This is a genomic window from Bacteroides sp. ZJ-18, from assembly GCF_011038705.2.
Classification (GTDB): domain Bacteria; phylum Bacteroidota; class Bacteroidia; order Bacteroidales; family Bacteroidaceae; genus Bacteroides; species Bacteroides hominis.
In genome coordinates, this window is the sequence record NZ_CP072198.1 from 784,771 (window position 1) to 809,652 (window position 24,882).

18 protein-coding genes are annotated in these 24,882 nt (G+C 44.1%); 11 read left to right on the forward strand and 7 right to left on the reverse strand.

What is annotated here, in order from left to right:
- Positions 1-181: 181 nt before the first annotated feature.
- Entirely contained in the window at positions 182-2,944 is a 2,763-nt protein-coding gene (locus tag G7Y45_RS03210) for a TonB-dependent receptor (protein ID WP_165016824.1), read from the forward strand.
- 144 nt (positions 2,945-3,088) lie between these two features.
- Positions 3,089-4,021 (forward strand): metallophosphoesterase, encoded by a 933-nt coding sequence (locus G7Y45_RS03215; protein ID WP_005782938.1) that lies wholly within the window; start codon positions 3,089-3,091, stop codon positions 4,019-4,021.
- Between the two features lie 738 nt (positions 4,022-4,759).
- Here the strand turns inward: G7Y45_RS03215 and G7Y45_RS03220 are convergent.
- Positions 4,760-6,571, reverse strand: coding sequence for a mechanosensitive ion channel family protein (locus G7Y45_RS03220; RefSeq protein WP_022012251.1), 1,812 nt, complete (start codon positions 6,569-6,571; stop codon positions 4,760-4,762).
- Between the two features lie 125 nt (positions 6,572-6,696).
- Here G7Y45_RS03220 and G7Y45_RS03225 point away from each other — a divergent pair, with 125 nt between their 5' ends.
- From G7Y45_RS03225 to G7Y45_RS03245, 5 genes are all read left to right on the forward strand, one after another.
- Positions 6,697-7,659: a calcium/sodium antiporter gene (locus G7Y45_RS03225; protein ID WP_165016822.1), complete on the forward strand. Its 963-nt coding sequence runs from the start codon at positions 6,697-6,699 to the stop codon at positions 7,657-7,659.
- An 88-nt stretch (positions 7,660-7,747) separates the two neighbouring features.
- Positions 7,748-8,884, forward strand: a complete 1,137-nt coding sequence (locus G7Y45_RS03230; protein ID WP_005782935.1) for a hypothetical protein — start codon at positions 7,748-7,750, stop codon at positions 8,882-8,884.
- Positions 8,885-8,889: 5 nt separating this feature from the next.
- Complete coding sequence (locus tag G7Y45_RS03235) at positions 8,890-10,761, forward strand: DNA topoisomerase IV subunit B (RefSeq protein WP_022012250.1); 1,872 nt, start codon at positions 8,890-8,892, stop codon at positions 10,759-10,761.
- A 2-nt stretch (positions 10,762-10,763) separates the two neighbouring features.
- Positions 10,764-11,216 (forward strand): pantetheine-phosphate adenylyltransferase, encoded by a 453-nt coding sequence (coaD, locus tag G7Y45_RS03240; protein ID WP_005812543.1) that lies wholly within the window; start codon positions 10,764-10,766, stop codon positions 11,214-11,216.
- Positions 11,217-11,231: 15 nt separating this feature from the next.
- Positions 11,232-12,854, forward strand: coding sequence for a S41 family peptidase (locus tag G7Y45_RS03245; protein WP_165016820.1), 1,623 nt, complete (start codon positions 11,232-11,234; stop codon positions 12,852-12,854).
- An 83-nt stretch (positions 12,855-12,937) separates the two neighbouring features.
- Here the strand turns inward: G7Y45_RS03245 and G7Y45_RS03250 are convergent, their stop codons facing one another.
- Positions 12,938-13,561 (reverse strand): phosphatase PAP2 family protein, encoded by a 624-nt coding sequence (locus tag G7Y45_RS03250; protein ID WP_005782927.1) that lies wholly within the window; start codon positions 13,559-13,561, stop codon positions 12,938-12,940.
- A gap of 115 nt (positions 13,562-13,676) precedes the next feature.
- Here G7Y45_RS03250 and G7Y45_RS03255 point away from each other — a divergent pair, with 115 nt between their 5' ends.
- Entirely contained in the window at positions 13,677-14,552 is an 876-nt protein-coding gene (locus tag G7Y45_RS03255; RefSeq protein WP_005782925.1) for a helix-turn-helix transcriptional regulator, read from the forward strand.
- A gap of 687 nt (positions 14,553-15,239) precedes the next feature.
- Here the strand turns inward: G7Y45_RS03255 and G7Y45_RS03260 are convergent.
- Positions 15,240-16,280: an acyltransferase gene (locus G7Y45_RS03260; RefSeq protein WP_032531523.1), complete on the reverse strand. Its 1,041-nt coding sequence runs from the start codon at positions 16,278-16,280 to the stop codon at positions 15,240-15,242.
- Positions 16,281-16,679: 399 nt separating this feature from the next.
- Here G7Y45_RS03260 and G7Y45_RS03265 point away from each other — a divergent pair, with 399 nt between their 5' ends.
- From G7Y45_RS03265 to G7Y45_RS03275, 3 genes are read left to right on the forward strand one after another with little or no spacing between them, the layout of a single operon-like run.
- Positions 16,680-17,372: a succinate dehydrogenase/fumarate reductase cytochrome b subunit gene (locus G7Y45_RS03265; protein ID WP_005782920.1), complete on the forward strand. Its 693-nt coding sequence runs from the start codon at positions 16,680-16,682 to the stop codon at positions 17,370-17,372.
- Between the two features lie 37 nt (positions 17,373-17,409).
- Positions 17,410-19,353, forward strand: coding sequence for a fumarate reductase/succinate dehydrogenase flavoprotein subunit (locus G7Y45_RS03270; RefSeq protein ID WP_005782919.1), 1,944 nt, complete (start codon positions 17,410-17,412; stop codon positions 19,351-19,353).
- A gap of 29 nt (positions 19,354-19,382) precedes the next feature.
- Entirely contained in the window at positions 19,383-20,138 is a 756-nt protein-coding gene (locus tag G7Y45_RS03275) for a succinate dehydrogenase/fumarate reductase iron-sulfur subunit (RefSeq protein ID WP_005782917.1), read from the forward strand.
- 150 nt (positions 20,139-20,288) lie between these two features.
- On the opposite strand, the gene G7Y45_RS03280 is transcribed toward G7Y45_RS03275, so the two are convergent.
- From G7Y45_RS03280 to G7Y45_RS03295, 4 genes are all read right to left on the reverse strand, one after another.
- Positions 20,289-21,134, reverse strand: coding sequence for an AraC family transcriptional regulator (locus G7Y45_RS03280; RefSeq protein WP_005822475.1), 846 nt, complete (start codon positions 21,132-21,134; stop codon positions 20,289-20,291).
- 537 nt (positions 21,135-21,671) lie between these two features.
- Positions 21,672-22,649 carry a fimbrillin family protein gene (locus G7Y45_RS03285; protein WP_165016817.1) on the reverse strand — a complete coding sequence of 326 codons (978 nt, stop codon included), beginning with the start codon at positions 22,647-22,649 and terminating at the stop codon, positions 21,672-21,674.
- A gap of 54 nt (positions 22,650-22,703) precedes the next feature.
- Positions 22,704-23,669: a DUF5119 domain-containing protein gene (locus G7Y45_RS03290; protein WP_005812524.1), complete on the reverse strand. Its 966-nt coding sequence runs from the start codon at positions 23,667-23,669 to the stop codon at positions 22,704-22,706.
- A gap of 6 nt (positions 23,670-23,675) precedes the next feature.
- On the reverse strand, positions 23,676-24,650 hold the full coding sequence (locus G7Y45_RS03295; RefSeq protein ID WP_165016814.1) for a DUF3575 domain-containing protein: 975 nt from the start codon (positions 24,648-24,650) through the stop codon (positions 23,676-23,678).
- Between the last annotated feature and the right edge of the window lie 232 nt (positions 24,651-24,882).

A 24,882-nucleotide genomic window follows, 5' to 3' on the forward strand; every position in this document is an offset into this window, starting at 1 on the left:
GGTAACTTTTCAAAAAACGGGATATTATTGACTGTTTTAGTGTTATTGGGTAAGAAGATAACGACGGACAGGCGATAACAGAATCGTAACATCTTTGTCACCCAGCGTTCAAACAACTGTAAAAGTGACGAAACTTCCTCCCTCTACTTTTGCAACAAATTATTAACGCATACTAACAAATATGAAACGAATTCTGAAACTGGTATCATTCGTTCTTTTATTATCGAACATGGGCGGTCATCTCTACGCCGATGAAAAAGCAAACGTAGTAAAACAAGGTACGATCCGGGGACGTATCATCGACACATCCAAACAGACATTACCGGGGGCATCGATCTACATCGAGAACCTGAAAACAGGAGTAACGAGCGACGTAAACGGTTTTTATACCTTCGCCAATCTCAATCCGGGAACTTACACCGTAAAAGTAAGCTATGTGGGATATGCTCCCGTAGAAATGAAAATAACGATTCCCGAAGGCAAGACGCTCGAAAGAGATGTCATACTGAATGAAGGGGTCGAATTGCAGGAAATTGTAATAGGCGGTGCTTTTCAAGGCCAGCGCCGCGCCATCAACTCACAAAAGAACAGTCTGGGCATCAAGAATGTGGTTTCTGCCGATCAGGTAGGTAAGTTTCCGGACTCGAACATCGGAGATGCGCTGAAGCGCATCTCGGGTATCAACGTTCAATATGACCAGGGTGAAGCCCGTTTCGGACAGGTGCGCGGTACATCGGCAGACCTCAGTTCTGTCACGATCAACGGTAACCGCATCCCATCGGCAGAAGGTGATACACGTAACGTGCAGCTTGACCTGATTCCGGCGGATATGATTCAGACCATCGAAGTGAGCAAAGTGGTAACCTCGGACATGGACGGCGACGCCATCGGAGGATCGATCAATCTGGTCACCAAGAACTCTCCTTATAAACGTACGCTGACAGCCACAGCCGGTTCCGGCTACAACTGGATCAGCGAAAAGGCACAGCTGAACCTGGGATTGACTTATGGCGACCGCTTCTTTAATGATAAACTGGGAGTCATGCTATCGGCTTCGTATCAAAATGCCCCTTCGGGTTCGTACGATACGGAATTCCTCTGGGAGAAAGACGATAAAGGCAATGTATACATCAATGACTATCAGATACGCCAGTATTATGTGACCCGCGAACGCCAGAGCTATTCGGCAGCCCTGGATTGGGACATCAACGAAAACCATAAACTGATGTTCAAAGGTATTTTCAATAACCGGAACGACTGGGAAAACCGGTACCGCACTACTCTTAAAGATCTGGACGAAGAAGGCAAAGCAACCGTACGCGTACAGACTAAAGCCGGCACACCCGACAATCGGAATGCCCGTCTGGAACGCCAGCGCACAATGGACTTCACATTGGGCGGGGAGCATCTGTTCGGACCGCTATCTATGGACTGGAACGCCAGTTATGCCCAAGCAACCGAGGAGCGTCCGAACGAGCGTTACATCGACTTTCAGCTCAAAAAGCAGCAATTCGATATGGATCTGAGTAACGAACGCGAACCATTGGCTACTCCGAAGCCCGGCTCTACGATGACGCTGAACAAGGATTTCGGCCTGAAAGAACTTACCGAACAACAACAAGACATCAAAGAAGAAGATCTGAAATTCTCTATGAACTTCAAGCTTCCGTTCCAAAACGGAAACAAACTGAAGTTTGGAGCCAAAGTAGTGCGCAAAACCAAAGACAAGGAGGTGGATTTCTATGAATATACCCCGAAAGATGAAGATGCATTTATGACCCACAGCCTGCAAAATACGGTAGATCAGACTAACAAAAACTTCATGCCGAGTAACAAATACAAGGCAGGTGTTTATGCCAGCAAAGAATATGCAGGCTCACTGGATCTGAACAATCCTTCCTTATTTGACAAAGAACAGGTACAGGAAGAACTGGCAGGCAACTTCGAAGCACGCGAGACTGTAAGCTCGGGATACATCCGCTTCGACCAGAAACTCACCGACAACGTGGAGCTGATGACAGGACTACGCATGGAAAATACCAGCCTCAGCTATACCGGACGGACGTATGACGACGAAACAGACCAAACCTCAAAGACTGCCCGAGAAACAAACAGTTACATCAACTTCCTTCCGTCACTCCTTATGAAGTGGAGCATAAATGAAGATTTCAAGGTACGCGGTTCGTTTACCCAGACGCTGTCGCGCCCGAAGTATTCCGCCCTGGTGCCCAGCGTCAACATTAAACGTTCGGATAACGAAGTGACAGTGGGTAATCCCGGCCTGAAACCGACTCTTTCTTATAACTTCGACCTGAGCGCGGATTATTACTTCAAGAGTATCGGGCTGGTCAGCGCAGGAGTATTCTACAAGAAGATAGACGACTTCATTGTCAACCAGGTGGCTACGAACTACGAATACAACGGCAACCTATACAACCGCTTTATCCAACCCAAGAATGCAGGCAATGCCAATCTGATAGGTATGGAACTCTCTTACCAGCGTGATTTCGGATTTATCGCTCCTGCCCTGAAATGTGTCGGCTTCTATGGCACGTATACTTTCACCCACTCCCGTGTAGAAGACTTCAACTTCGAAGGACGCGAGAACGAAAAGGACCTGAGCCTGCCGGGCTCTCCGAAGCATACCGCCAACGTATCACTTTATTTTGAGAAAAGCGGGCTGAATCTCCGCCTGAGTTATAACTTTGCCTCCGCCTTTATTGACGAGATGGGTGAAGACGCCTTTCACGACCGCTATTATGACCGTGTGAGCTATCTGGACGTAAACGCCAGTTACACTTTTGCAAAACACTACACCCTCTATGCCGAAGCAAACAACCTGCTGAATCAGCCGCTCCGCTATTATCAGGGGACAAAAGACCGTACGATGCAGGCGGAATATTATGGCGTAAAGATTAATGCCGGGTTTAAGATCAACTTCTAACCGGCTATCAGAGGAGGTTGAATCAACGGTGCACCGCTGATTAAAAAACGGTGCACCGTGGGTCTGAGATTAAAACCGTCTTCTCGCATCACTGATGAAAAAACGTATTCAATTCATTAATAATCAATATAAAAAACCATATTTATGAAATTAAAGAACTTACTGACACTTCTGTTTATCTTCATCGGGGCGGTAGCCTCAGCCCAGATCAGAGACTACTCTATATTCGACAAGAAATTTAACTTCTATATTGCCAACGATCTGGGACGTAACGGCTACTACGACCAGAAACCAATCGCTGAATTAATGGGAACCATGGGCGAGGAAATAGGCCCTGAATTTGTACTGGCTCCCGGAGACGTCCATCACTTCGAAGGAGTACGCAGCGTGGACGACCCGCTTTGGATGACCAACTTTGAGCTGATCTACAGTCATCCGGAGCTGATGATCGACTGGTATCCCGTGTTGGGAAACCACGAATACCGGGGTAATACACAGGCTGTACTGGACTACAGCCGGGTGAGCCGCCGCTGGACCATGCCTGCACGTTATTACACCAAAACGTTTGAAGAAAAAGGTGCCACCATCCGCATTGTCTGGATAGATACCGCTCCCCTGATCGACAAATACCGCAACGAAACCGAAACTTATCCCGATGCCTGCCGGCAGGATATGAACGGACAACTGGCTTGGCTGGATTCTGTGCTGACTGCTGCCAAAGAGGACTGGGTAATCGTTGCCGGCCATCATCCTATCTATGCCGAAACACCGAAAGACCAGAGTGAGCGCGGTGATTTGCAAAAACGGCTCGACCCTATCCTGAGGAAGCATAAGGTAGATATGTACATCTGCGGACACATTCACAACTTCCAGCATATCCGTGTACCGGGCAGTGATACCGACTATATCGTAAACTCTGCCGGATCGCTGGCGCGTAAGGTGAAACCGGTTGAAGGTACTCAATTCTGTAGTCCCGAACCGGGCTTTTCTGTATGTTCTGCCGATAAAAAGGAATTGAACTTACGTATGATCGATAAAAAAGGGAATATACTCTATACAGTGACCCGAAAGAAATAAATCACTCTCTCTTGAAAAATACACAACTTTCAAAGAGCCGGCTTCTTCGCGACGAAAGAGCCGGCTCTGTTTTATGGGACACAGGAGCCGATTACGCAAACTGACACTGAGTTTTAATCTTTAGGAATATATAAGATAGAATCAGTCTCTATATCTTCTATAGTAAATCAGAACCTGAAAGCTCTATAGTACTCCTGCTTCTTCACTCTGCAATGAATCGGAGAACCGACTCTCTGAGAGGCTCTATTTGTCAATATTAAAAAACAAACCAGCAACCTATAAAATGTATTCTATAATTACCAGAATCGATTTAAGGGCGTTTACCCTCCGAAAAATTGAGATCACGACGACGATTTTTTGTCATCGAGACGATGTTTTGTTGAGATCGTGACGACGGCATATCGCCCTCTGGACGACGATTTTCAAATTTCCCGATTTTGTATAAAAAGAAAACCGCTACTAGTAGCGGTTTCTAATGGTATTATGTCTTGATTTTTACTTATCTTGATTTCTGCCTTTTTTAGAGGATCTATCCAGATACTGACCAAGCGGGCGGGATTCTTCTTTTTAATCTCCGTAAAGATAGGAACAATCGTTTGAGAAAGCAAAAAAACAGGGCGAAAACTTATTTCTTACGATAAAAGACATAGAGTGTGCCATAAAGTATTTATTCTTAATTAACCGGAAACTTAACCGTTTAAGATTCTCCGTGGTGTGAGTTTTTGACTCATCCGCTTACTACTGCTTATCGGTTTTAGGTCTCAGATCATCTTTCGGAATGGTAGACTCGTTGCCGTCACGCATAGCCATATAGTGAGGTGACATGATTTCGACGCCCGCTTCATTAAAACGATCCTGAATGTTCTGATGCAGATCCGAATAAATTTGCGCCAGCTTATCCGCCTCGCGAATATAAGCATTGATCTGATAAACCGGATACCAGTCGCTTAATGACGTTTCAAGTACAAACGGACGAGGATCATCAATCACTCCGGGAGTATTCAAGGCGGCTTCTATCAGCAACTGGTGCACCTGACGCCAGGGAGCATCGTAACCGATGGTCACCTCTGAGTGAATAATCAATCCGTATTCGCGCGCCGAAGAGCTATAGTTCACCGTATGGGACGACATGATAAACGAGTTGGGGATTGTCACCACTTCATTCTTCGGTGTCCTGATCCTGGTCACCAAAGGTGTTTTTTCTATCACGTTCCCGGTAGTATCATTCAGCTGGATGCGGTCCCCTAACTTGAAAGGACGCATATAGGTAATGACGAGTCCCGCAATGATATTACCGATCACCGTACTGGACCCCAACGAAACGATCAATCCGACGAAGACCGATATTCCCTGAAACACCCCGCTTCTGGATCCCGGCAAATAAGGATAAATCATCGCAATCATAAATGCATAAAGCAAAAAGCGGATAATATGGAAAGTAGGCATTGCCCAGTCGGGATAAAAACCGCCGAACTTAAGCCGCCCAGCCTCAATCTCACGGGACAGATAGTGGACAAAACGCACCAGATATTTAATAGCATACCAGATAATAAAGATGGTGAACAGATTGGGAATATAATCGACGATGCCTACCAAAATATCCTTCACCGGATTCCAGATATACGAAAAGATCGTGTCGGCCAACCCCTTGGTCTGCGGAAAAATAACAAATAGAAGCGGAACAGTAATCAACAACTGGAGAAACACCAGCACATAACGCAACAGGTTGGAAAGGAAGATCAGCAAATTAACCTGCCGTTGTGTGTCCAGCAGTTCATAGTCCTGAATGGAAATGGGTTTCAACTTTGTGTCCTTCAGCTTCTGGATACGTACTTTCAGCTTACGGAAAAGCCAGGTAGTAAGCCGGAACAAGAGATATTGCCCCACCAATACTAAAACGAAATAGAGAATCCGTTTACCCAATTGCCAGAAGCTGTGTTCCTCTTTCAGTTCCTTCAGCTTCTTCACTACCACGATACGCTTATCTGCCGCCAGTTGCTCACGGGAACGTCCTTCCCACAACCCGTCCTGGTCGGTAAACGAAGCAATGACCTTATTGCCATACATCAAATCGGACACTATATCACTGCTCTCTATATATACCGAATCGGGATGCAGCGTAAACCGTTTACCCAATTGGGTAATGGCCGCGTCAATCATTTCAGCCCTCTGCAACGGAGTATATCCTCCACGCTTGGTGTAGAGATAAAACAACGTATCACCCTCAACCACCACCGGTACGCCCGGAGTGAACTGACGGAGTGAGTCGATGCGTGCTTTCTGCTGTGCCAGCTTCACAGAATCGGCAGCAAAGGCCTTCAACCTCAACTGCTCCATTTCCATACGCATATTGGCTTCATTCAGACGTGCCTCTTCCAACTCCCTTTTCATATTTGCCATCCGTATGGAATCCGAATCATTCCGGACCGTGGTATGGGTAACGGCACTGTCGCCGGTCAGTATCTCCCGGACCGCTTTCCCTAACTGGGCAAACATACTGTTGGCCACTAACAGAAACAACAAAAGGCTGAATAATCTGTTCTTCTTCATATCAAAAACTCATATAGTCATTGTCACTAAAATGGATAAACGTGCCAAACATACAGATTGTTTTTGACATAGCATAGAGTGAAATCACTATATTTGCACCCGAATCAGTAATTTAAGGTATCAACATGGATATATTACTACTTATCGGAGGATTACTCCTTATTTTAGTGGGCGCCAACTGCCTGACGGATGGAGCTGCGTCCGTAGCCAAACGTTTCCATATTCCTTCCATTGTGATCGGACTGACCATTGTAGCTTTCGGGACATCGGCACCGGAACTGACGGTAAGTGTATCATCCGCCTTGAAAGGCAGTGCGGACATCGCTGTCGGCAACGTTGTGGGAAGCAACATTTTCAATACCCTGATGATCGTGGGTTGCACAGCCCTCTTCGCTCCCATTGTAATCACCCAGAACACCTTGAGAAAAGAAATTCCCTTGTGTATTCTTTCTTCCATTGTTCTGCTGATATGTGCCAACGATGTCTTTCTGGACAAAGCTCCCCGTAATACATTAAGTATTTCAGACGGACTGATTCTGCTCTGCTTCTTCACTATCTTTCTGGGCTACACATTTGCCATAGCTTCTCGTAATACGAACGACGCCCAGCCACCGGAAGAAGAAATCAAAAGCCTCCCGATGTGGAAATCCGTACTTTTTATTCTGGGCGGATTAGGCGGACTTATCTTCGGAGGACAGTGGTTTGTAGAAGGAGCAAGTAACATCGCCCGTAATCTGGGTGTCAGCGAATCCGTTATCGGACTCACACTCGTAGCCGGAGGCACCTCCCTGCCCGAACTGGCTACCTCCATTGTGGCTGCCTTGAAAAAGAATCCCGAAATAGCCATCGGCAACGTCATAGGCAGCAATCTGTTCAATATCTTCTTTGTGTTGGGGTGCAGTGCCTCCATCACCCCCTTACAGTTGGCAGGCATCAATAATTTCGATCTTTTCACGTTGGTCGGATCAGGCATCCTGCTCTGGTTTTTCGGATTATTCTTCGCCAAACGCACCATCACACGGATCGAAGGAAGCATTCTGGTCTTGTGCTATATAGCCTATACAACCTATCTTATCTATCAGATCTGAAAACATTGAGGCACACAGTTTTTAGTTTCTGTACGTGGTAATTTAAAGATTATCACGTATCTTTGCTGCCTCATCATAAATACAAGTTATGGCCATTACAATTAAAAAGGTATCGACGAAAAGAGAACTTAAGAAATTCATTCGTTTTAATTACGAATTATACAAAGAGAATCCCTATTCCGTACCTGACCTCTACGACGACATGCTGAACACATTCAATAAGAAGAAAAACGCGGCTTTCGAATTTTGTGAAGCCGAATACTTTCTGGCTTATAAAGACGGGAAAATCGTAGGGCGCATCGCAGGTATCATCAACCACCGTGCCAATGCCACCTGGAACAAGAAAGATGTCCGTTTCGGTTGGATCGATTTCATCGACGACCTTGAAGTATCTTCGAAACTCTTGCAAACCGTAGAAGAATGGGGCAAGTCCAAAGGAATGGAAAATATTCAGGGTCCCCTCGGATTTACCGACTTTGACGCAGAAGGCATGCTGATCGAAGGGTTCGATCAACTCAGCACCATGGCCACTATCTATAACTATCCCTACTATCCGCAACATATGGAGAAACTGGGATTCGGCAAAGACGCCGATTGGGTGGAATATAAAATCTTCATTCCCGATGCCATTCCCGAAAAACATCAGCGCATATCCGATCTTATCCAACGTAAATATAACCTCAAGGTAAAGAAATACACTTCATCCAGAAAGATCGCAGCCGATTACGGACAAGCCATCTTCGAATTGATGAACGAAGCTTACAGCCCGCTGTATGGCTACTCTCCCCTCTCCCAACGCCAGATTGACCAATACGTAAAAATGTATCTCCCGATTGTCGACCTGCGGATGGTGACCCTGATTACCGATGCGGAAGACAAACTGATCGCCGTAGGAATTTCAATGCCTTCACTTTCAGAAGCATTGCAGAAATCACACGGACGATTACTCCCCCTCGGATGGTATTATCTGCTGAAGGCATTATTTATGAAACGACGAGCCAAAATGCTTGACTTGCTGCTTGTAGCCGTAAAACCGGAGTACCAGAACAAAGGTGTTAATGCTTTGTTATTTTCCGATTTAATTCCGGTTTATCAAAAATTAGGTTTTATCTTTGCAGAAAGCAACCCCGAACTGGAAATGAACGGAAAAGTTCAGGCACAATGGGAATACTTTAAAACCGAACAACATAAACGACGTCGTGCGTTTACTAAGAAGATAGACTAAAAACAATGGAAGAGAACGAACTGATACCTGTAGACAACAACCCTGTAGAATATACAGACGACAACATCCGCCACCTGAGCGACATGGAACATGTGCGCACCCGTCCGGGTATGTACATCGGTAAGCTGGGCGACGGTTCGCATCCCGAAGACGGAATTTATGTCCTTCTGAAAGAAGTTATTGACAACAGTATCGACGAGTTCAAAATGCAATCCGGCAAGAAGATTGAAATCAGAATTGAAGAGAATCTTCGTGTCAGCGTACGCGACTACGGCCGTGGTATCCCACAGGGAAAACTGGTAGAAGCAGTCAGTGTGCTGAACACCGGTGGTAAGTATGACAGCAAAGCATTCAAGAAGAGTGTCGGACTGAACGGTGTCGGCGTGAAAGCTGTCAATGCCTTGAGCTCAAACTTCGAAGTACGTAGTTACCGGGATGGTAAAGTGCGCTGCGCCACCTTTACCAAAGGTGAGTTGATAGCAGATCACACCGAGGATACCGAGGAAGAGAACGGTACTTACATCTTCTTCGAACCCGATAATACTTTATTTCTGAATTATACTTTCCGTCCCGAATTTATCGAGACGATGCTCCGCAATTATACCTACCTGAACACCGGGTTGGCCATTATCTATAACGGGCAGCGGATTCTTTCGCGTAACGGTCTGGTCGATTTGCTGAATGATAATATGACAGCTACCGGACTCTACCCCATCGTCCACCTCAAGGGAGAGGATATCGAAATCGCTTTTACCCATACAGGACAATATGGCGAAGAGTACTATTCATTCGTCAATGGACAGCACACCACTCAGGGAGGTACCCATCAAAGTGCGTTCAAAGAACACATTGCCCGCACTATTAAGGAATTCTATAATAAGAACCAGGACTATACCGACATCCGTAACGGATTGGTAGCCGCCATTGCTGTCAATGTGGAAGAACCCATGTTCGAGAGCCAGACTAAAATTAAACTCGGCTCTACCAACATGTCGCCGGGTGGCGTTACTGTAAACAAGTTCGTTGGCGACTTTGTAAAACAAGAGGTAGACAATTTCCTCCACAAGCATGCAGATGTAGCCGAAATCATGTTACAAAAGATACAGGATTCGGAAAAAGAACGCAAGGCTATTGCCGGAGTTACGAAACTGGCACGTGAACGTGCAAAGAAAGCCAATCTGCACAACCGGAAACTGCGTGATTGCCGTATCCACCTGAACGATGTGAAAGGCAAAGGGCTGGAAGAGGAATCGTGCATCTTCATCACCGAGGGTGACTCGGCAAGCGGTTCCATCACCAAAAGCCGGGATGTAAACACACAAGCTGTATTCAGCCTCCGTGGTAAACCACTCAATTCTTTCGGCCTGACCAAGAAAGTGGTTTACGAAAACGAAGAATTCAATCTGCTGCAGGCCGCATTGAACATAGAAGACGGCATAGAGGGATTGCGTTATAATAAAGTGATTGTAGCGACCGATGCCGATGTGGACGGTATGCACATCCGCTTGCTGCTGATCACTTTCTTCCTCCAGTTCTTCCCCGATCTGATCAAGAAAGGACATGTATACATCCTTCAGACCCCTCTTTTCCGCGTACGCAACAAAAAGAAAACACTCTATTGCTATACCGAAGAAGAGCGGGTGAATGCCATCAAAGAACTTAGCCCGAATCCGGAAATCACCCGGTTTAAAGGTCTGGGAGAAATCTCGCCCGACGAATTCAAACACTTTATCGGTAAAGACATGCGTCTTGAACAAGTGTCGTTGCGCAAAACAGACACGGTCAAGGAACTCCTTGAATTCTATATGGGTAAGAATACAATGGAACGGCAAAACTTTATTATTGACAATCTGGTTATAGAAGAAGACATCGCATAGACATGAGAAGAGCCATCTTTCCGGGAACGTTCGACCCGTTTACTATCGGACACTATTCTGTTGTACAACGAACCCTGACATTTATGGATGAAGTTGTCATCGGCATCGGTATCAACGAAAATAAAAATACGTACTTCCCGATAGAGAAACGTGTGGAAATGATTCGTAAGTTTTATAAAGACGAACCCCGGATCAGGGTTGAATCTTACGATTGCCTGACTATTGATTTTGCCCGTCAGGTAGATGCCCGATTTATCGTCCGTGGCATCCGTACCGTGAAAGATTTCGAATACGAAGAAACCATTGCCGATATCAATCGGAAACTGGCAGGAATCGAAACCATTCTGCTGTTTACCGAACCGGAACTCACTTGTGTCAGTTCTACCATTGTACGCGAACTGCTGGGCTATAATAAAGATATCAGTATGTTTATTCCCGAAGGGATGGAAATGTAATAAATCCATGTGATCATGAAAAAAATAATATACCTGCTTATCGGCTTGTGTTCCGTTTTAGGATTACAGGCACAAAACTTCGGCTCACCTGCCATGCGAAAATTGCAACTGGCAGAGTTTGCCATCTCTAATTTATATGTAGATACGGTCAATGAAAACAAACTCGTTGAATCGGCCATTATCGAAATGCTGGCACAGCTCGACCCCCATTCCACCTATTCGGATGCCGAAGAGGTTAAGAAAATGAACGAACCTCTCCAAGGTAACTTTGAAGGAATAGGGGTACAATTCCAGATGATTGAAGATACGCTACTCATTGTACAACCGGTGAGCAATGGCCCTTCCGAAAAAGTGGGTATTCTGGCAGGAGACCGCATCATCGCAGTTAACGATACTGCCATCGCAGGAGTCAAAATGAGCACAGAGGAAATCATGGGACGTCTGCGGGGCCCCAAAGACTCGAAAGTAAATCTGACCATTATCCGGAGAGGTGTGAAAGAACCACTTCTATTCAACGTAAAAAGGGATAAAATCCCCATCCTCAGTCTGGACGCTGCTTATATGATTCAACCCAAAACAGGATACATCCGTATCAACCGTTTCGGAGCAACCACTGCAGAAGAGTTTCTGAAAGCCCTGAAAGAGTTACAGAAGAAAGGAATGAAAGACTTGATTTTAGACCTGCAAGGCAATGGGGGAGGTTACCTGAACGCTGCCATCGACCTGGCAAATGAGTTTCTGGGACAAAAAGAACTGATTGTTTACACGGAAGGACGTTCTGCGCAACGCAGTGAGTTCTTTGCCAAAGGTAACGGAAGCTTTCGTAACGGACGCTTGGTGGTATTGGTAGATGAATATTCGGCCTCGGCAAGCGAAATTGTAACAGGAGCCATTCAGGATTGGGACCGGGGTGTTGTAGTAGGACGCCGTTCTTTCGGAAAAGGATTGGTTCAACGCCCGATCGACCTGCCCGACGGCTCCATGATCCGCCTGACCATAGCCCGCTATTATACTCCTGCAGGGCGTTGCATACAGAAACCTTATGATAGCAACATCAACGAGAAGCCGGGAAAAGGAAAGAGCAGCGAAAGCAGTATCGATAAATACAATCAGGACCTTATCGACCGTTACAATCATGGCGAAATGGTAAGTGCAGACAGTATCCACTTCCCGGACTCACTAAAATGCCAGACTAAAAAGCTGGGACGCACCGTCTATGGCGGCGGAGGTATCATGCCTGATTATTTTGTTCCGGTTGACACGGCTCTGTATACTGATTACCATCGTAACCTGGTAGCCAAAGGGGTAGTAATCAAAACGACTATGAACTTTATTGAAAATAACCGCAAGGCTTTATTGGATAAATATAAGACCTTTGAGAAATTCAATGAGAAGTTTGAAATAGACGACCGGATATTGAATTTCCTGAGAGAGGCTGCCGACAAAGAAAAGATAGAGTTCAACGAAGAGCAGTACAACAAGGCTTTACCACTGATTAAGGCCCAATTAAAAGCTCTGATAGCCCGTGACTTATGGGATATGAATGAATACTTTCAAGTAATGAATGCTACCAATAAGAGCGTGGAGCGGGCACTGGAAATCTTAAATGACAAAGAATACGAGAAGATATTGAAATAATGATTCTCTAACGGAGAGTTATGAACGGTGAATGATGATCAGTCTACGCTTTTGGCAGAGTGTCCATCACTCACCGTTTATTGTTAATAATTTATGGTAACCTGCTTTTTCTCACCGAACAACCATTTATTGAGCCAGCGATTCACATAAATATTGGCTACTGCGCAACCGGCACCTATCACAGCTCCTGCCGCTACATCCGACGGGTAATGCACACCTTCGTTCATTCTTGAAAAGCCCACAGAACATGCCCAAAAGGCTGATGGAGCTATCACATACCACTTAGGATAACGGATACTCAAAGAAGTAGCCAACGAAAAGGCGGCTGCCGTATGCCCGGAGGGAAACGAAGGACTCGATTCATGGCTGCGCGCATTCACCCGATCCGGATAACGGTCATATGGCCGCTCACGGTCAAAAGCATATTTCATACCATATGTAATTACAACTGCCTCGGCTACACTCGTCCCAATATAAATAGCATCCTTCAATAACTCTTTATCTTTATCAATCCCTGCATATACAGCCATCGCCACCGGAACACCTACTGCGATATAAGGTGCCGATTTAGAAAAAGCCTTGCTATAATTCCTCGCAAACTTACCATCAAGACTGTTTATTTTATGTAACGTATTGATATCCCAGTTCTGAGCATACCCTCCCATCGAAGAAAGCACACAAAAACAAATAAGCACAAATTTCTTCATTTTTCTACTAATTTACTATTTTGCAGCAAAGATAGATTAAAAAGACAGAGTTTTCGCAAAAAAAACCTATCTTTGTTCCCCAAGTATTATTTACCCTGACACCTAACTTTAATTCATGGCCAGAGAAACTCTTTGTAATAGACAGACAGATTGTGCGCAATGTCCCAAAGCTACAGAAGGCATACTTGTTCATCGGACGTTTCCAAAAGGACAACATTTCCCGGCTGACAAATGCACACAAAACTGTATTCTGTTTATGCTACAAGGAGAGTTATTGATCAACAGCGAAGAGTATCCCGGCACAACGTTACGCGAAGGACAGTTTATCCTCCAGTCCATCGGCTCAAAATTAGAATTATTGGCGCTGACAGACGTAAGTTATGTAGTGTATTGGTTCAACGAACCACCTTTGATCTGTGAGCAACATTATCAGGAAATCCTCCAACAATCAGAATCACCCTTAACTTATACGCCTTTGGTAATGACCCAACGTATTACCAATTTCATGAAAGATATTTGTGATTACCTGAGTGAACAGATTCCTTGCGGTGCGTTTATCGATCTCAAATGTCAGGAACTTATGTATCTGATTACCTGCTATTACCCGTCACCCCAATTAAGTAGATTCTTTTATCCCATCAGCAGTTATACAGAAAGCTTCCAATATTTCGTCATGCAAAATTACGAAAAAGTGAAAAACGTGGAAGAGTTCGCACACTTGGGAGGCTATACAACTACTACCTTCCGCCGCTTATTTAAGAATATGTATGGAGTGCCGGTATACGAATGGATTCTGAGCAAGAAAAGAGAAGGCATCTTGGAAGATCTCCAGCACACCAAACAACGCATCACTGAAATCAGCAATCGTTATGGTTTCGATTCCTTATCACATTTTGCACATTTCTGCAAAGCTTCTTTTGGAGACTCCCCGCGTGCCCTTCGTACACGTGCAGCCAAAGGTGAAAAAATTACTACTCTAAAAACAGAATAGAAACCGCCCTTTGCCTGGCAAAAGAGAAACGGTCCGCTATTTGGCATCCATAGTAAGCAGACCTTCTGTTCCAATACCCTCCATTATATACCAGGACGATAACCATTACCACAAAACTTTATAAACATCCACTTCCTTGATGAAGCTTTTATTGGTGAGTTATTCCGGTTCTTCTTCAAATTTGGTGGTAAATTCTTTATTTCTTTATTTTCAAGTTGATAATTGTCCTTTTTATTTGCTTTAATAAGAAAAACCAGACACCGGCTGAATAAGATAACTCAAGTTTCGGAAGTGAATTTGCGCCGTCCGGACCGGTATCTTCATCCTTATACCTTTCTTCAATTAACATTGTTAACGCCTTTTGCAGTTCGTCAGGTTCTTATGCGCAAATAATAAGGCTTTTGCATTTAAAGAACTTGTTATTCACATCCAAAGAACAAGCTTTAACTCTGTGTTAAAACAAAGCTTTTGAGGATAGAAATCTTACTTTTTAAAGATATTGATTTTCAGATGGTTTATTCTAAAATTCGCTTCTTCACCTCATGGATGGACTCTTCGGGGGAAAGCCGGGATACTTGCTTTTTTGTCAACTATAAACGAGAGCTTACACTTCCGAAAACGGAATTAGATTCCATGAGTAAAAGAAAACTTACCACCAAATTTGGAGAAGAACCCTTATTCCACGAATTATTTATTTAACAGTGCTCTAATTCGCCTATTCATCGGCTTCTCAAAATAATAGTAAGAGAGCAGGCTTAACGAGACGATGACACAAAATAGAATCGGAATGGAAACGTACCAGACTATATGAAAGTTATTTTCTTTCTGCCACTCCGCATAAGATAACAAAACAAAAAGATGAATCAGGTAAAAGCTAAAGCTAATCTCTCCCCCAATCACTAAAATACGATTGGACAAAAGACGTGAGACCCAACCCTTTTGCAGAGAGAAACTGATCAGGATGAACGCGATCGGCAGCCAATAGTAACAGGAATACCGATATACTTTTGGAACTTCAGCAGCATATAGATAGAATACCCAAAATAAGACGATCGATATTATTTCAATAATACTTCCTTGGAAAGATGTGATGTTTTTATTTTTCAAACGGTCGTACAGTTGAAACAACAACATGCCGACTATAAAATCCGGAAATCGAGCAATCGGATTAACGTACCAATATCCTTTTATATCACTTTCCGGAGTAAAATACATACCGACAATAACCAATATAGCGGAAATTAAAAATACACAGAACAAACCCTTATAGTTTCTTGCTATCGGCACCAGAAATGGAAAACAGAAGTAAAAAAGCTGCTCGCAACATAAGCTCCACGAAGGACTGTTAAATGAAAAAAAGTAATCAGCTTTAGGTATATAGGCATTTGTTAATGTGAGTGAAGCCAAAAAATGCTTGCTCCAATCCGTAAATCCCGATGCAATTACATAGCCTCCTAAAGCGGCAGCAATCAATAAAGTCAGGACATGCAAAGGATAAATACGGGCTATGCGCGCTACCCAGAAAGATCGTTTGGTCATTTTGCTTTCACTTAGTTTCTTTTGATAATTGTATGCTATAATAAAACCGCTTAGTACGAAAAAGAAACTAACACCGACAAAACCTTCTTTAAAAAAATGAAGATCGAAAAAGTCGTCTATTACATAACAATGTGCTCCAAAAACCATTAAAGCAAATATAAGTCGCAAAGAGGTGAGTGTGTTTATCATAAATCCGGTATTGCCTGTTTCTTTTGATCATTCCTTCTCTGGGATGCAAAATTAAGAAAAGAACAGTTCGAATATGCACTAAACAACTTCTTTTTATACAGATCAAGGTTAACTTCTTAAGAACAAATAATTTACTCTTCTAACAGATTCACAATAAATCACTTATAAACACAACCGGCAATCCTTTGCCAGGTTTCCTCATGGAGTGCTTTCAGTCAATCAGTTACTATTTTACCGGCCCTATTTATCCTGTTCTCTCCGGGCACTTCAGATTAAAGAATTATTTCTTTAATTCTTTGGTTAATCAATGTATTTCGTGTACTTTTGCACAATGAGAAAGAAGGCTCGTAAAACAGAAATTATAGTTCTAACAATTAAATAATTTAAAATCAATCATTTATGTGGTTAAGTAATTCATCTGTAGGAAGGAAAGTGGTGATGAGCGTTACCGGTATCGCCCTTGTCCTGTTTCTAACGTTTCACATGGCGATGAACCTTGTTGCGATCATCTCGGCTGAGGGTTACAACCTGGTTTGTGAGTTCCTGGGAGCAAACTGGTATGCGTTGGTAGCTACGCTGGGCCTGGCTGCCCTCTTCGTGATTCACATTATCTACGCTTTCTGGCTGACAATCCAGAATCGCGCAGCACGTGGTAGCGAACGTTACGCCGTAGTTGACAAACCCAAAACCGTAGAATGGGCATCACAGAACATGCTGGTGCTGGGTATCATCGTTATCTTAGGTTTGGGCCTTCACCTCTTTAATTTCTGGGCTAAAATGCAGTTACCGGAATTGATACACAACATGGGAGGAGTAGCAGACACAACTTATGCTGCCGATGGTGTTTATCACATCATGAACACTTTTTCTAACCCCGTATACGTAGTGCTGTACCTCGTTTGGCTGGGCGCCCTTTGGTTCCACCTGACTCATGGTTTCTGGAGCTCTATGCAATCTCTGGGCTGGAACAACAAGATTTGGATCAACCGCTGGAAATGCATCTCCAACATCTATTCAACCATCGTTGTTGTATGCTTTGCTCTGGTAGTAGTCGTATTCTTCGTTAAATCGTTGGCATGCGGTGCTTGCTAAATTGTAAATTGTAAATGATTAAATTGTAAATAGCATTATGACTAAGATAGATTCAAAAATTCCTGAAGGCCAGCTCGCCGAAAAATGGAGTAACTATAAAGCTCATCAAAAACTTGTTAACCCTGCCAACAAACGTCGCCTTGACATCATCGTTGTAGGTACCGGACTTGCCGGGGCATCTGCCGCCGCTTCTCTGGGCGAAATGGGTTTCAGAGTATTCAATTTCTGTATTCAGGATTCACCCCGTCGTGCTCACTCCATCGCAGCACAGGGTGGTATCAACGCAGCTAAAAATTACCAGAATGATGGTGACTCGGTTTACCGTCTTTTCTACGATACAATCAAAGGTGGTGACTACCGCGCACGTGAAGCCAACGTTTACCGTCTGGCCGAGGTATCAAACGCTATCATCGACCAATGTGTAGCTCAAGGTGTACCTTTCGCACGCGATTACGGTGGCACACTCGATAACCGTTCATTCGGTGGTGCACAGGTATCCCGTACGTTCTATGCCCGTGGCCAGACCGGACAGCAGCTATTGCTGGGCGCTTATTCAGCATTGAGCCGTCAGGTACAAAAAGGTACTGTTAAACTTTACACTCGTTACGAAATGCTCGACCTCGTCGTTATCGAAGGACGTGCACGCGGTATCATTGCCCGCAACCTCGTAACCGGTGAAATCGAACGTTTCGCCGCTCATGCTGTAGTAATCGGCACAGGTGGTTACGGAAACGCTTTCTTCCTTTCTACAAACGCTATGGGTTCCAACGGTTCTGTTGCCATCCAATGCTACAAAAAAGGTGCTTACTTTGCTAATCCTTGTTTTGCCCAAATTCACCCGACTTGTATCCCGGTACACGGTGACAAGCAGTCTAAGCTGACATTGATGTCAGAGTCACTTCGTAACGACGGTCGTATCTGGGTTCCGAAGAAGATTGAAGATGCCAAAGCATTGCAGGCAGGAACTAAAAAGCCGACTGAAATTCCTGATGAAGACCGTGACTTCTATCTGGAACGCCGTTACCCCGCATTTGGTAACCTTGTTCCCCGTGACGTAGCTTCACGTGCTGCCAAAGAACGTTGTGACGCAGGTTTTGGTGTCAACAACACCGGTTTGGCCGTATTCCTTGATTTCAAATATGCCATCGATCGTCTGGGTGAAGATGTAGTTCGCGCCCGTTATGGTAACCTCTTCGACATGTACGAAGAGATCACTGACGAGAACCCGTACAAGACTCCGATGATGATATTCCCTGCTATCCACTATACAATGGGTGGTATCTGGGTTGACTATGAATTGATGACCTCTATCCCGGGCCTGTTCGCTATTGGTGAAGCTAACTTCTCTGACCACGGTGCCAACCGCCTGGGTGCATCTGCATTGATGCAAGGTCTGGCTGACGGATATTTCGTATTGCCTTATACTATCCAGAACTATCTGGCCGACCAGATTCAGGTACCACGTTTCTCTACAGACCTGCCCGAATTTGCGGCAGCAGAGAAAGAAGTGAAAGATAAAATCCAGAAGATTAAAGCTGTAAACGGAAAACATTCTGTTGACTCAATCCACAAGAAACTGGGTCACATTATGTGGGACTTCGTAGGTATGGCTCGTACTAAAGAATCTCTGCAGAAAGCTCTGACAGGTATTCAGGAAGTGAAAAAAGACTTCTGGACCAACGTTCGCATCCCGGGTGAAGTAAACGAACTGAACGTAGAACTTGAAAAAGCCCTCCGCCTGATCGACTTCATTGAAGTAGGTATGTTGATGGCTCGTGACGGTCTGAACCGTGAAGAATCTTGCGGTGGACACTTCCGTACAGAATATCAGACTCCGGAAGGCGAAGCATTGCGCGACGATAAGAACTTCTCTTACGTAGCATGCTGGAAATACACCGGTGAAGATTCAGAACCGGAATTGATCAAAGAAGACTTGAACTATCAATTCGTGAAAGTTCAGACTCGTAACTACAAGTCATAATTCGGTTAATCAATTAAAGGAAAACAAAAATGGATAAAAATATATCATTCACGCTGAAAGTATGGCGTCAGAAAAGCCCTAAAGCGAAAGGTGCTTTTGAAACATACCAAATGAAAGATATCCCGGGCGATACTTCATTCCTCGAGATGCTGGATATTCTGAACGAACAGATCATCAATGATGGTGGCGAACCTATCGTATTTGACCACGACTGCCGCGAAGGCATCTGCGGTATGTGTTCTCTTTACATCAACGGACACCCACACGGACCTGCAACAGGTGCTACTACCTGCCAGATGTATATGCGTCGTTTCAAAGACGGAGATACTATCACTGTTGAGCCGTGGCGTTCTGCCGGTTTCCCGGTAATCCGCGACTTGATGGTTGACCGTACGGCCTATGACAAGATCATGCAGGCCGGTGGTTACGTAAGCGTAAACACAGGTGCTCCTCAGGATGCCAATGCCATTCTTATCTCTAAGGACATCGCTGACGAAGCCATGGACGCTGCCGCATGTATCGGTTGTGGTGCTTGTGTAGCTGCTTGTAAAAATGGTTCTGCCATGTTATTCGTATCAGCCAAGGTTAGCCAACTGAACCTGCTTCCACAAGGTAAAGTAGAAGCTGCCCGCCGTGCAAAAGCAATGCTTTCTAAAATGGATGAACTGGGATTCGGTAACTGTACAAACACACGTGCTTGTGAAGCAGAATGCCCGAAGAACATCTCCATCAGCAACATTGCCCGCTTGAACCGCGATTTCATCATCGCAAAACTGAAAGACTAAGCAAAACTTAGCATTTGATTAATAAGTAGGAAAATTCCCCGCCGGCATCGGCGGGGAATTTTTTTATATGAAAAGTATTATTTCTTACGGTATCTACGATACCAGATAATGAAGCCGATCAGGGGAAGTGAAGCACCCGAACATTAAAAGCTACTCCTTACCGCTGGATTTTCGAATAGCCCGGGGCGAAGCACCGAACGACTTCTTACAAAAATTGGAGAAATGAGGCAAAGACTCAAAACCATATTTGTAACAAATCTCCGAAATGGTGGCATCGGTATACTTAAGATCATACATAATCCCCTCCTTACGGCGTTTCAGCATCCATTCGTAGACCGGTTCGTGAAAGATGGTATTAAAAATGCGACGGAATGTAGTCACGCTATATCCTCCCATGTGGGCCAGTTCCTCTACGGTTTTCACCCTCATATAGTTTTGCAGAACAAAATACTGAAAGCTATTGGTATATTGTGAGAGCGGATGAACCAATGAAGACAGGTCATAGTCCGAATAATAATACCCCAGAATAAAAGCAAGTTCTTTCCGTTTGAGTGATAACAGCTCCCGACAAATTTTATTTTCACTCAAATAGTTTTTCGATCCTTCAAGAAAATATTGCAACTCCGGGATAATTTTGAGAGGTGAGTAAATCAACGGTGCCGGAATTTCATTCATAATGTAGTTATAGCGTTGTTCACAAAAAAGCTCCGGCTGGTTAAAACTGTAACACACACACTCTACATCTGTCATAGCCAATACTTCCAACTTCGATCCGATGGCTTGAAGAATAAACTCTCCGGCACGTAACATCGTTCCGGCATATTCCTGACTATTGACTAATATTTCCCCTTTTAAGAGGAAAATCATCAGGTTCTCTTCACACTTCTGGGCAGGACGATGAAAACCTCTCGGATGAGAAGCATGCATAATGGCATTATCAACAGCCTTGGGACATATCTGACAGTTCATCTTATCTCCACAGAAGGAGTCGGACATAGCGCGTTGTGTTTTGTTTATGTTGCCGACAAATGTAGGAGATTTTTTTGAAAAAACAATTAAGAAAGAAGAAAATGGCATAAAAATAGGTTCATCCGACAAATACGTAACTGGATATCTTTCTCAATAGGATTGATAATCAGAAGATTATATTTACCATGGTTTTCTTCTCAATGTAAAGGCATTTACCCCGGCATGTAAAAGCATTTACCTCGGCATGTAAAGGCATTTACCTCGGTGCGTAAAAGCGTTTACCTCGGTACGTAAATGAAGCCGGCATGCAAAGTAACGGATCCTCTACCGTAGGATAAACGTCGGCAAGACGCATCCTTCGGATGAACCTAAAAAGATGTTCTAAACTAAAATGCCCATTCTAAATATTACAGATTGCAACCAACAAATATAAAAAGAGCCCTATCAAACTCTGCCTTTGAGTAATGATATGGCTCTTTTCTTTGTTGATAAGAGTTAGTCAAACTTCAGATGAAAAGTGCTCCTTTTCTAAACTGAACTTCAACACTCTCCTGCTGTTTACCTTTAATTCTTATCAGGTCCTGCTGTTTCCTCATTCCAAGGGTCTACTTTAGGAACGAATGTAACTTCTGCCCCATTATCTTTTAACAACAATGTATAACGTATTTTGCTACCAGCAGTCCAAGTTACTCCACCTAATTCAACATCTCCGGTACCATTAAATATGGTTGCATCTGAAGCGTCTTTCACTGTATAAGTAACTGTTATTTTAGCATCAGCAGGCAATGTCTGTGGCAATAGCATCAATGAACCATCCGATTTATCAAACGATTTTGTCTCAGTACCTGTTATTGTTGCATAGGTTCCAGCATATTCGTAAGGAGATGTAATAACCGAACTTGCAGTACCCCAAGTACCAGCAGTTACATCAAACGTAAATGTAGCAGTCTGATTGACACCCGATATTGCGATACCTGTTACATCATATTTGTAACCATCCGTGCTACCGGTTGCAGAAAAATTAACCTGAGTCAAAATATGCTTAAATCCAAGACTTACGCCGCTACCACTATCATCAGTCTTATTTTTATCGGCAGCCTGAGCTATAAGCAGATCCTCTTGAGAAGCCACAGGGTTGACGGTATAACTAAAGCTTGGATATTGCCCTTCGGCTGACCAAGCAGATAACGCTCCGGATTCAGAAGGAGAATAAGCAAAAAATTGAAGCTTATCAGTCAATGGCCAGTAATAGGTACCTTTTGTAGCCCATAAGCCTTCTTCTCCCTTCTCTGTTTTGATCCCATTCATAAAAACCGTAGTACTAAGTTTAGTAACGTCCTTTATAAGATTACTTCCCGAGTTATAGGCATACACTTTAAAGTCCTTAAAATTATCATTCAACATCGGTGTAGCTTTAGTTGCTTTGCCCACCGCCGTATTGAATCCAATTTCCACCGGCTGTACAGCCTTTTCAATCTCTTCATTCTGTGAGCAACCCGTAATTGCCATTGCAGCAACTGCTGCGAATAAAATCTTCTTCATAATAGTATGTTTTTTTAAGTTATTAATGTTTTATCTGTATGTATTCCTTTTTTCTTATCCAACGGGCAACTCCACATTTGTTTCGTCGTCCCAGTCTCCTACATCACCGCCAATGCCGCCACCTCCACCCGGAGGTACCTCCACATCGTCTACTTTTATTTCGTCTTCTATTTCAACTTCAACCAATGTCGGTGGTTTCGTTTCATCTCCTTCTCCTCCTTCACCACCGCCGGTAGGTTCTTGTACGGCTTCCGTTATATTAATCTTCACTTCCTGCACCGACTTGTCCACCTTAATAATCATCAGGTTCATCATCACCGGAAGTTCGGTCTCGGCACGGCTAAGAACAACTTCGGGTAGCCCAAAAGTGGTAAATACCCCTTCTATCTTTCCGGCTTTCACGTTCAGATCAATATTAATCGGACAGGCATCACACATGGCATAACCTTTTCCTAAAAAATAATGGTCTGCCATCCCACCGACACTCCCTATCACAGTAGAAACATTACTCAACCCCTGTGCTTTGATGCTAAAAGAGTAAGTTCTGACTACCAGCCTTGGTTTCAACTCCAGCGTCAATGTCTCCTCACTATTTCGTACATCCAGATCATCTATGTTTATCACATAAAGCGGATCCGGCCCCCAAACCATCTTTTCTGTTCCGGCAACCCCAAACTTACAGAGATTGGTGTAAGCCTGAATGGTTTCATAAGATTCTTCTCCACGAATCAAGACCGTTTCTGTATCGTAATTGTAAACCACAACCGAGTAATGTCCGGGAGGTACCGGTACCTCTCCACCGGTTACCGACAAATATGCACTCTTCTTTTTACCTCTTTCATCTTTCGGATAAAAGATAACCTGCATTCCCTCCGGTAGTTTCTCTGTCACTCCTTCCCAGTTTAGCGCGATCCGTACTCCACTAACCGGATAATCATCCAGCAGTTCCCGCCGGCTGCATCCCGTCATCAGCAACAACGGGCAGAAAAGCACAAAAAGCAACTGTCCTATATCTTTCATCCATCTCTATCTCCTTGCCGTTATAAGCCAGACCAATGATACCTTGGCTTTGGTAGGCCCGATAAAATTGTAACGTCCGCTATTTGTCCAGACTAACGAGCCTTCGTAAGGAGTATACTTACGGTATTCTGTTGTCAAGTATCCCACTCCCACACTAAACTCAAACGAAAGATGGCGGGCTACCTGTTTCGCATATCCATACGTAACCCCCGAGGCTGCATAATACTTTCCCTGATAACCATCTCCCTTAAACTGGAAGTCGTAAATACCTCCTTCTGCATAACATCCCAGAAAATGTCCTGTCAGCCTGCCGTGTTTCCGGCGATTTCCTAACCAGCAACGTCCTTCCACCCCTCCCGAAAGCAGCTGATAGCAGAACTCTTCTCTGCTGTTCAGCCACCAGGGACATTTGTATTCAGTATTCAAAGACCAACGCTTACCTAATGGTATTTCCACTTCTATATTGGGTGCCAACGCCAAGTCATAAAGCAGATTGTTCTTGACGGCCAATACCGTTTTCCGCCACACCTTCTCCGATTCCATTACTGATTTTTCCCTATTTACCATGACAGGCTCTCCTCCGGCAAGTTTACCGGGAAGCGGTTTAGCTGTTTCCACTCCATATACCGGCTTTGCTTCTTTTACCGTCATTGCCGGAAGCCGTTTTCTTTGCGGTACCGACAGTTCCGGTAATATCTGGTTCGCAATGTAATGGTAAGCTTTTCCTCCGTTAAGCCGACGCAATAAAGACTCACATCTTACAGGATCATCACGATGGTAATCCAACAACATCAGTACATCTCTCTGATCGGGCACCTGTGAATCTGCAGCAATCTTCTCGTACAAAACAGACCAGTCTATTTTTTGAAAATCGAACCCTTCTTTCCTTATGGCATCCGTCATCGTCATCATCGCAAAACCTTCACCCGGCAAAAAGAAAAGGATCCCCCAAAAGATGAATATATAGATGCGATTCTCCATAGTTGCTCTATTTGTATAAAGCAAATATAGAACTTTGAAATTAAACGAAATACACTTAATCTAACTAAATAAAGGGGCTGGTTTGTTGTGTGAAACGATTGGAACGATTTTGCAAGTTTGACGGGGTTTATCCTTCCCTAAAGACTGCTAAATAAACAGGAAGAAGAGACATTATAAAGGCATATCCGTGAAAAACCGTGAAGGAATTCAAAAGAGAGACAATATTCAGGGA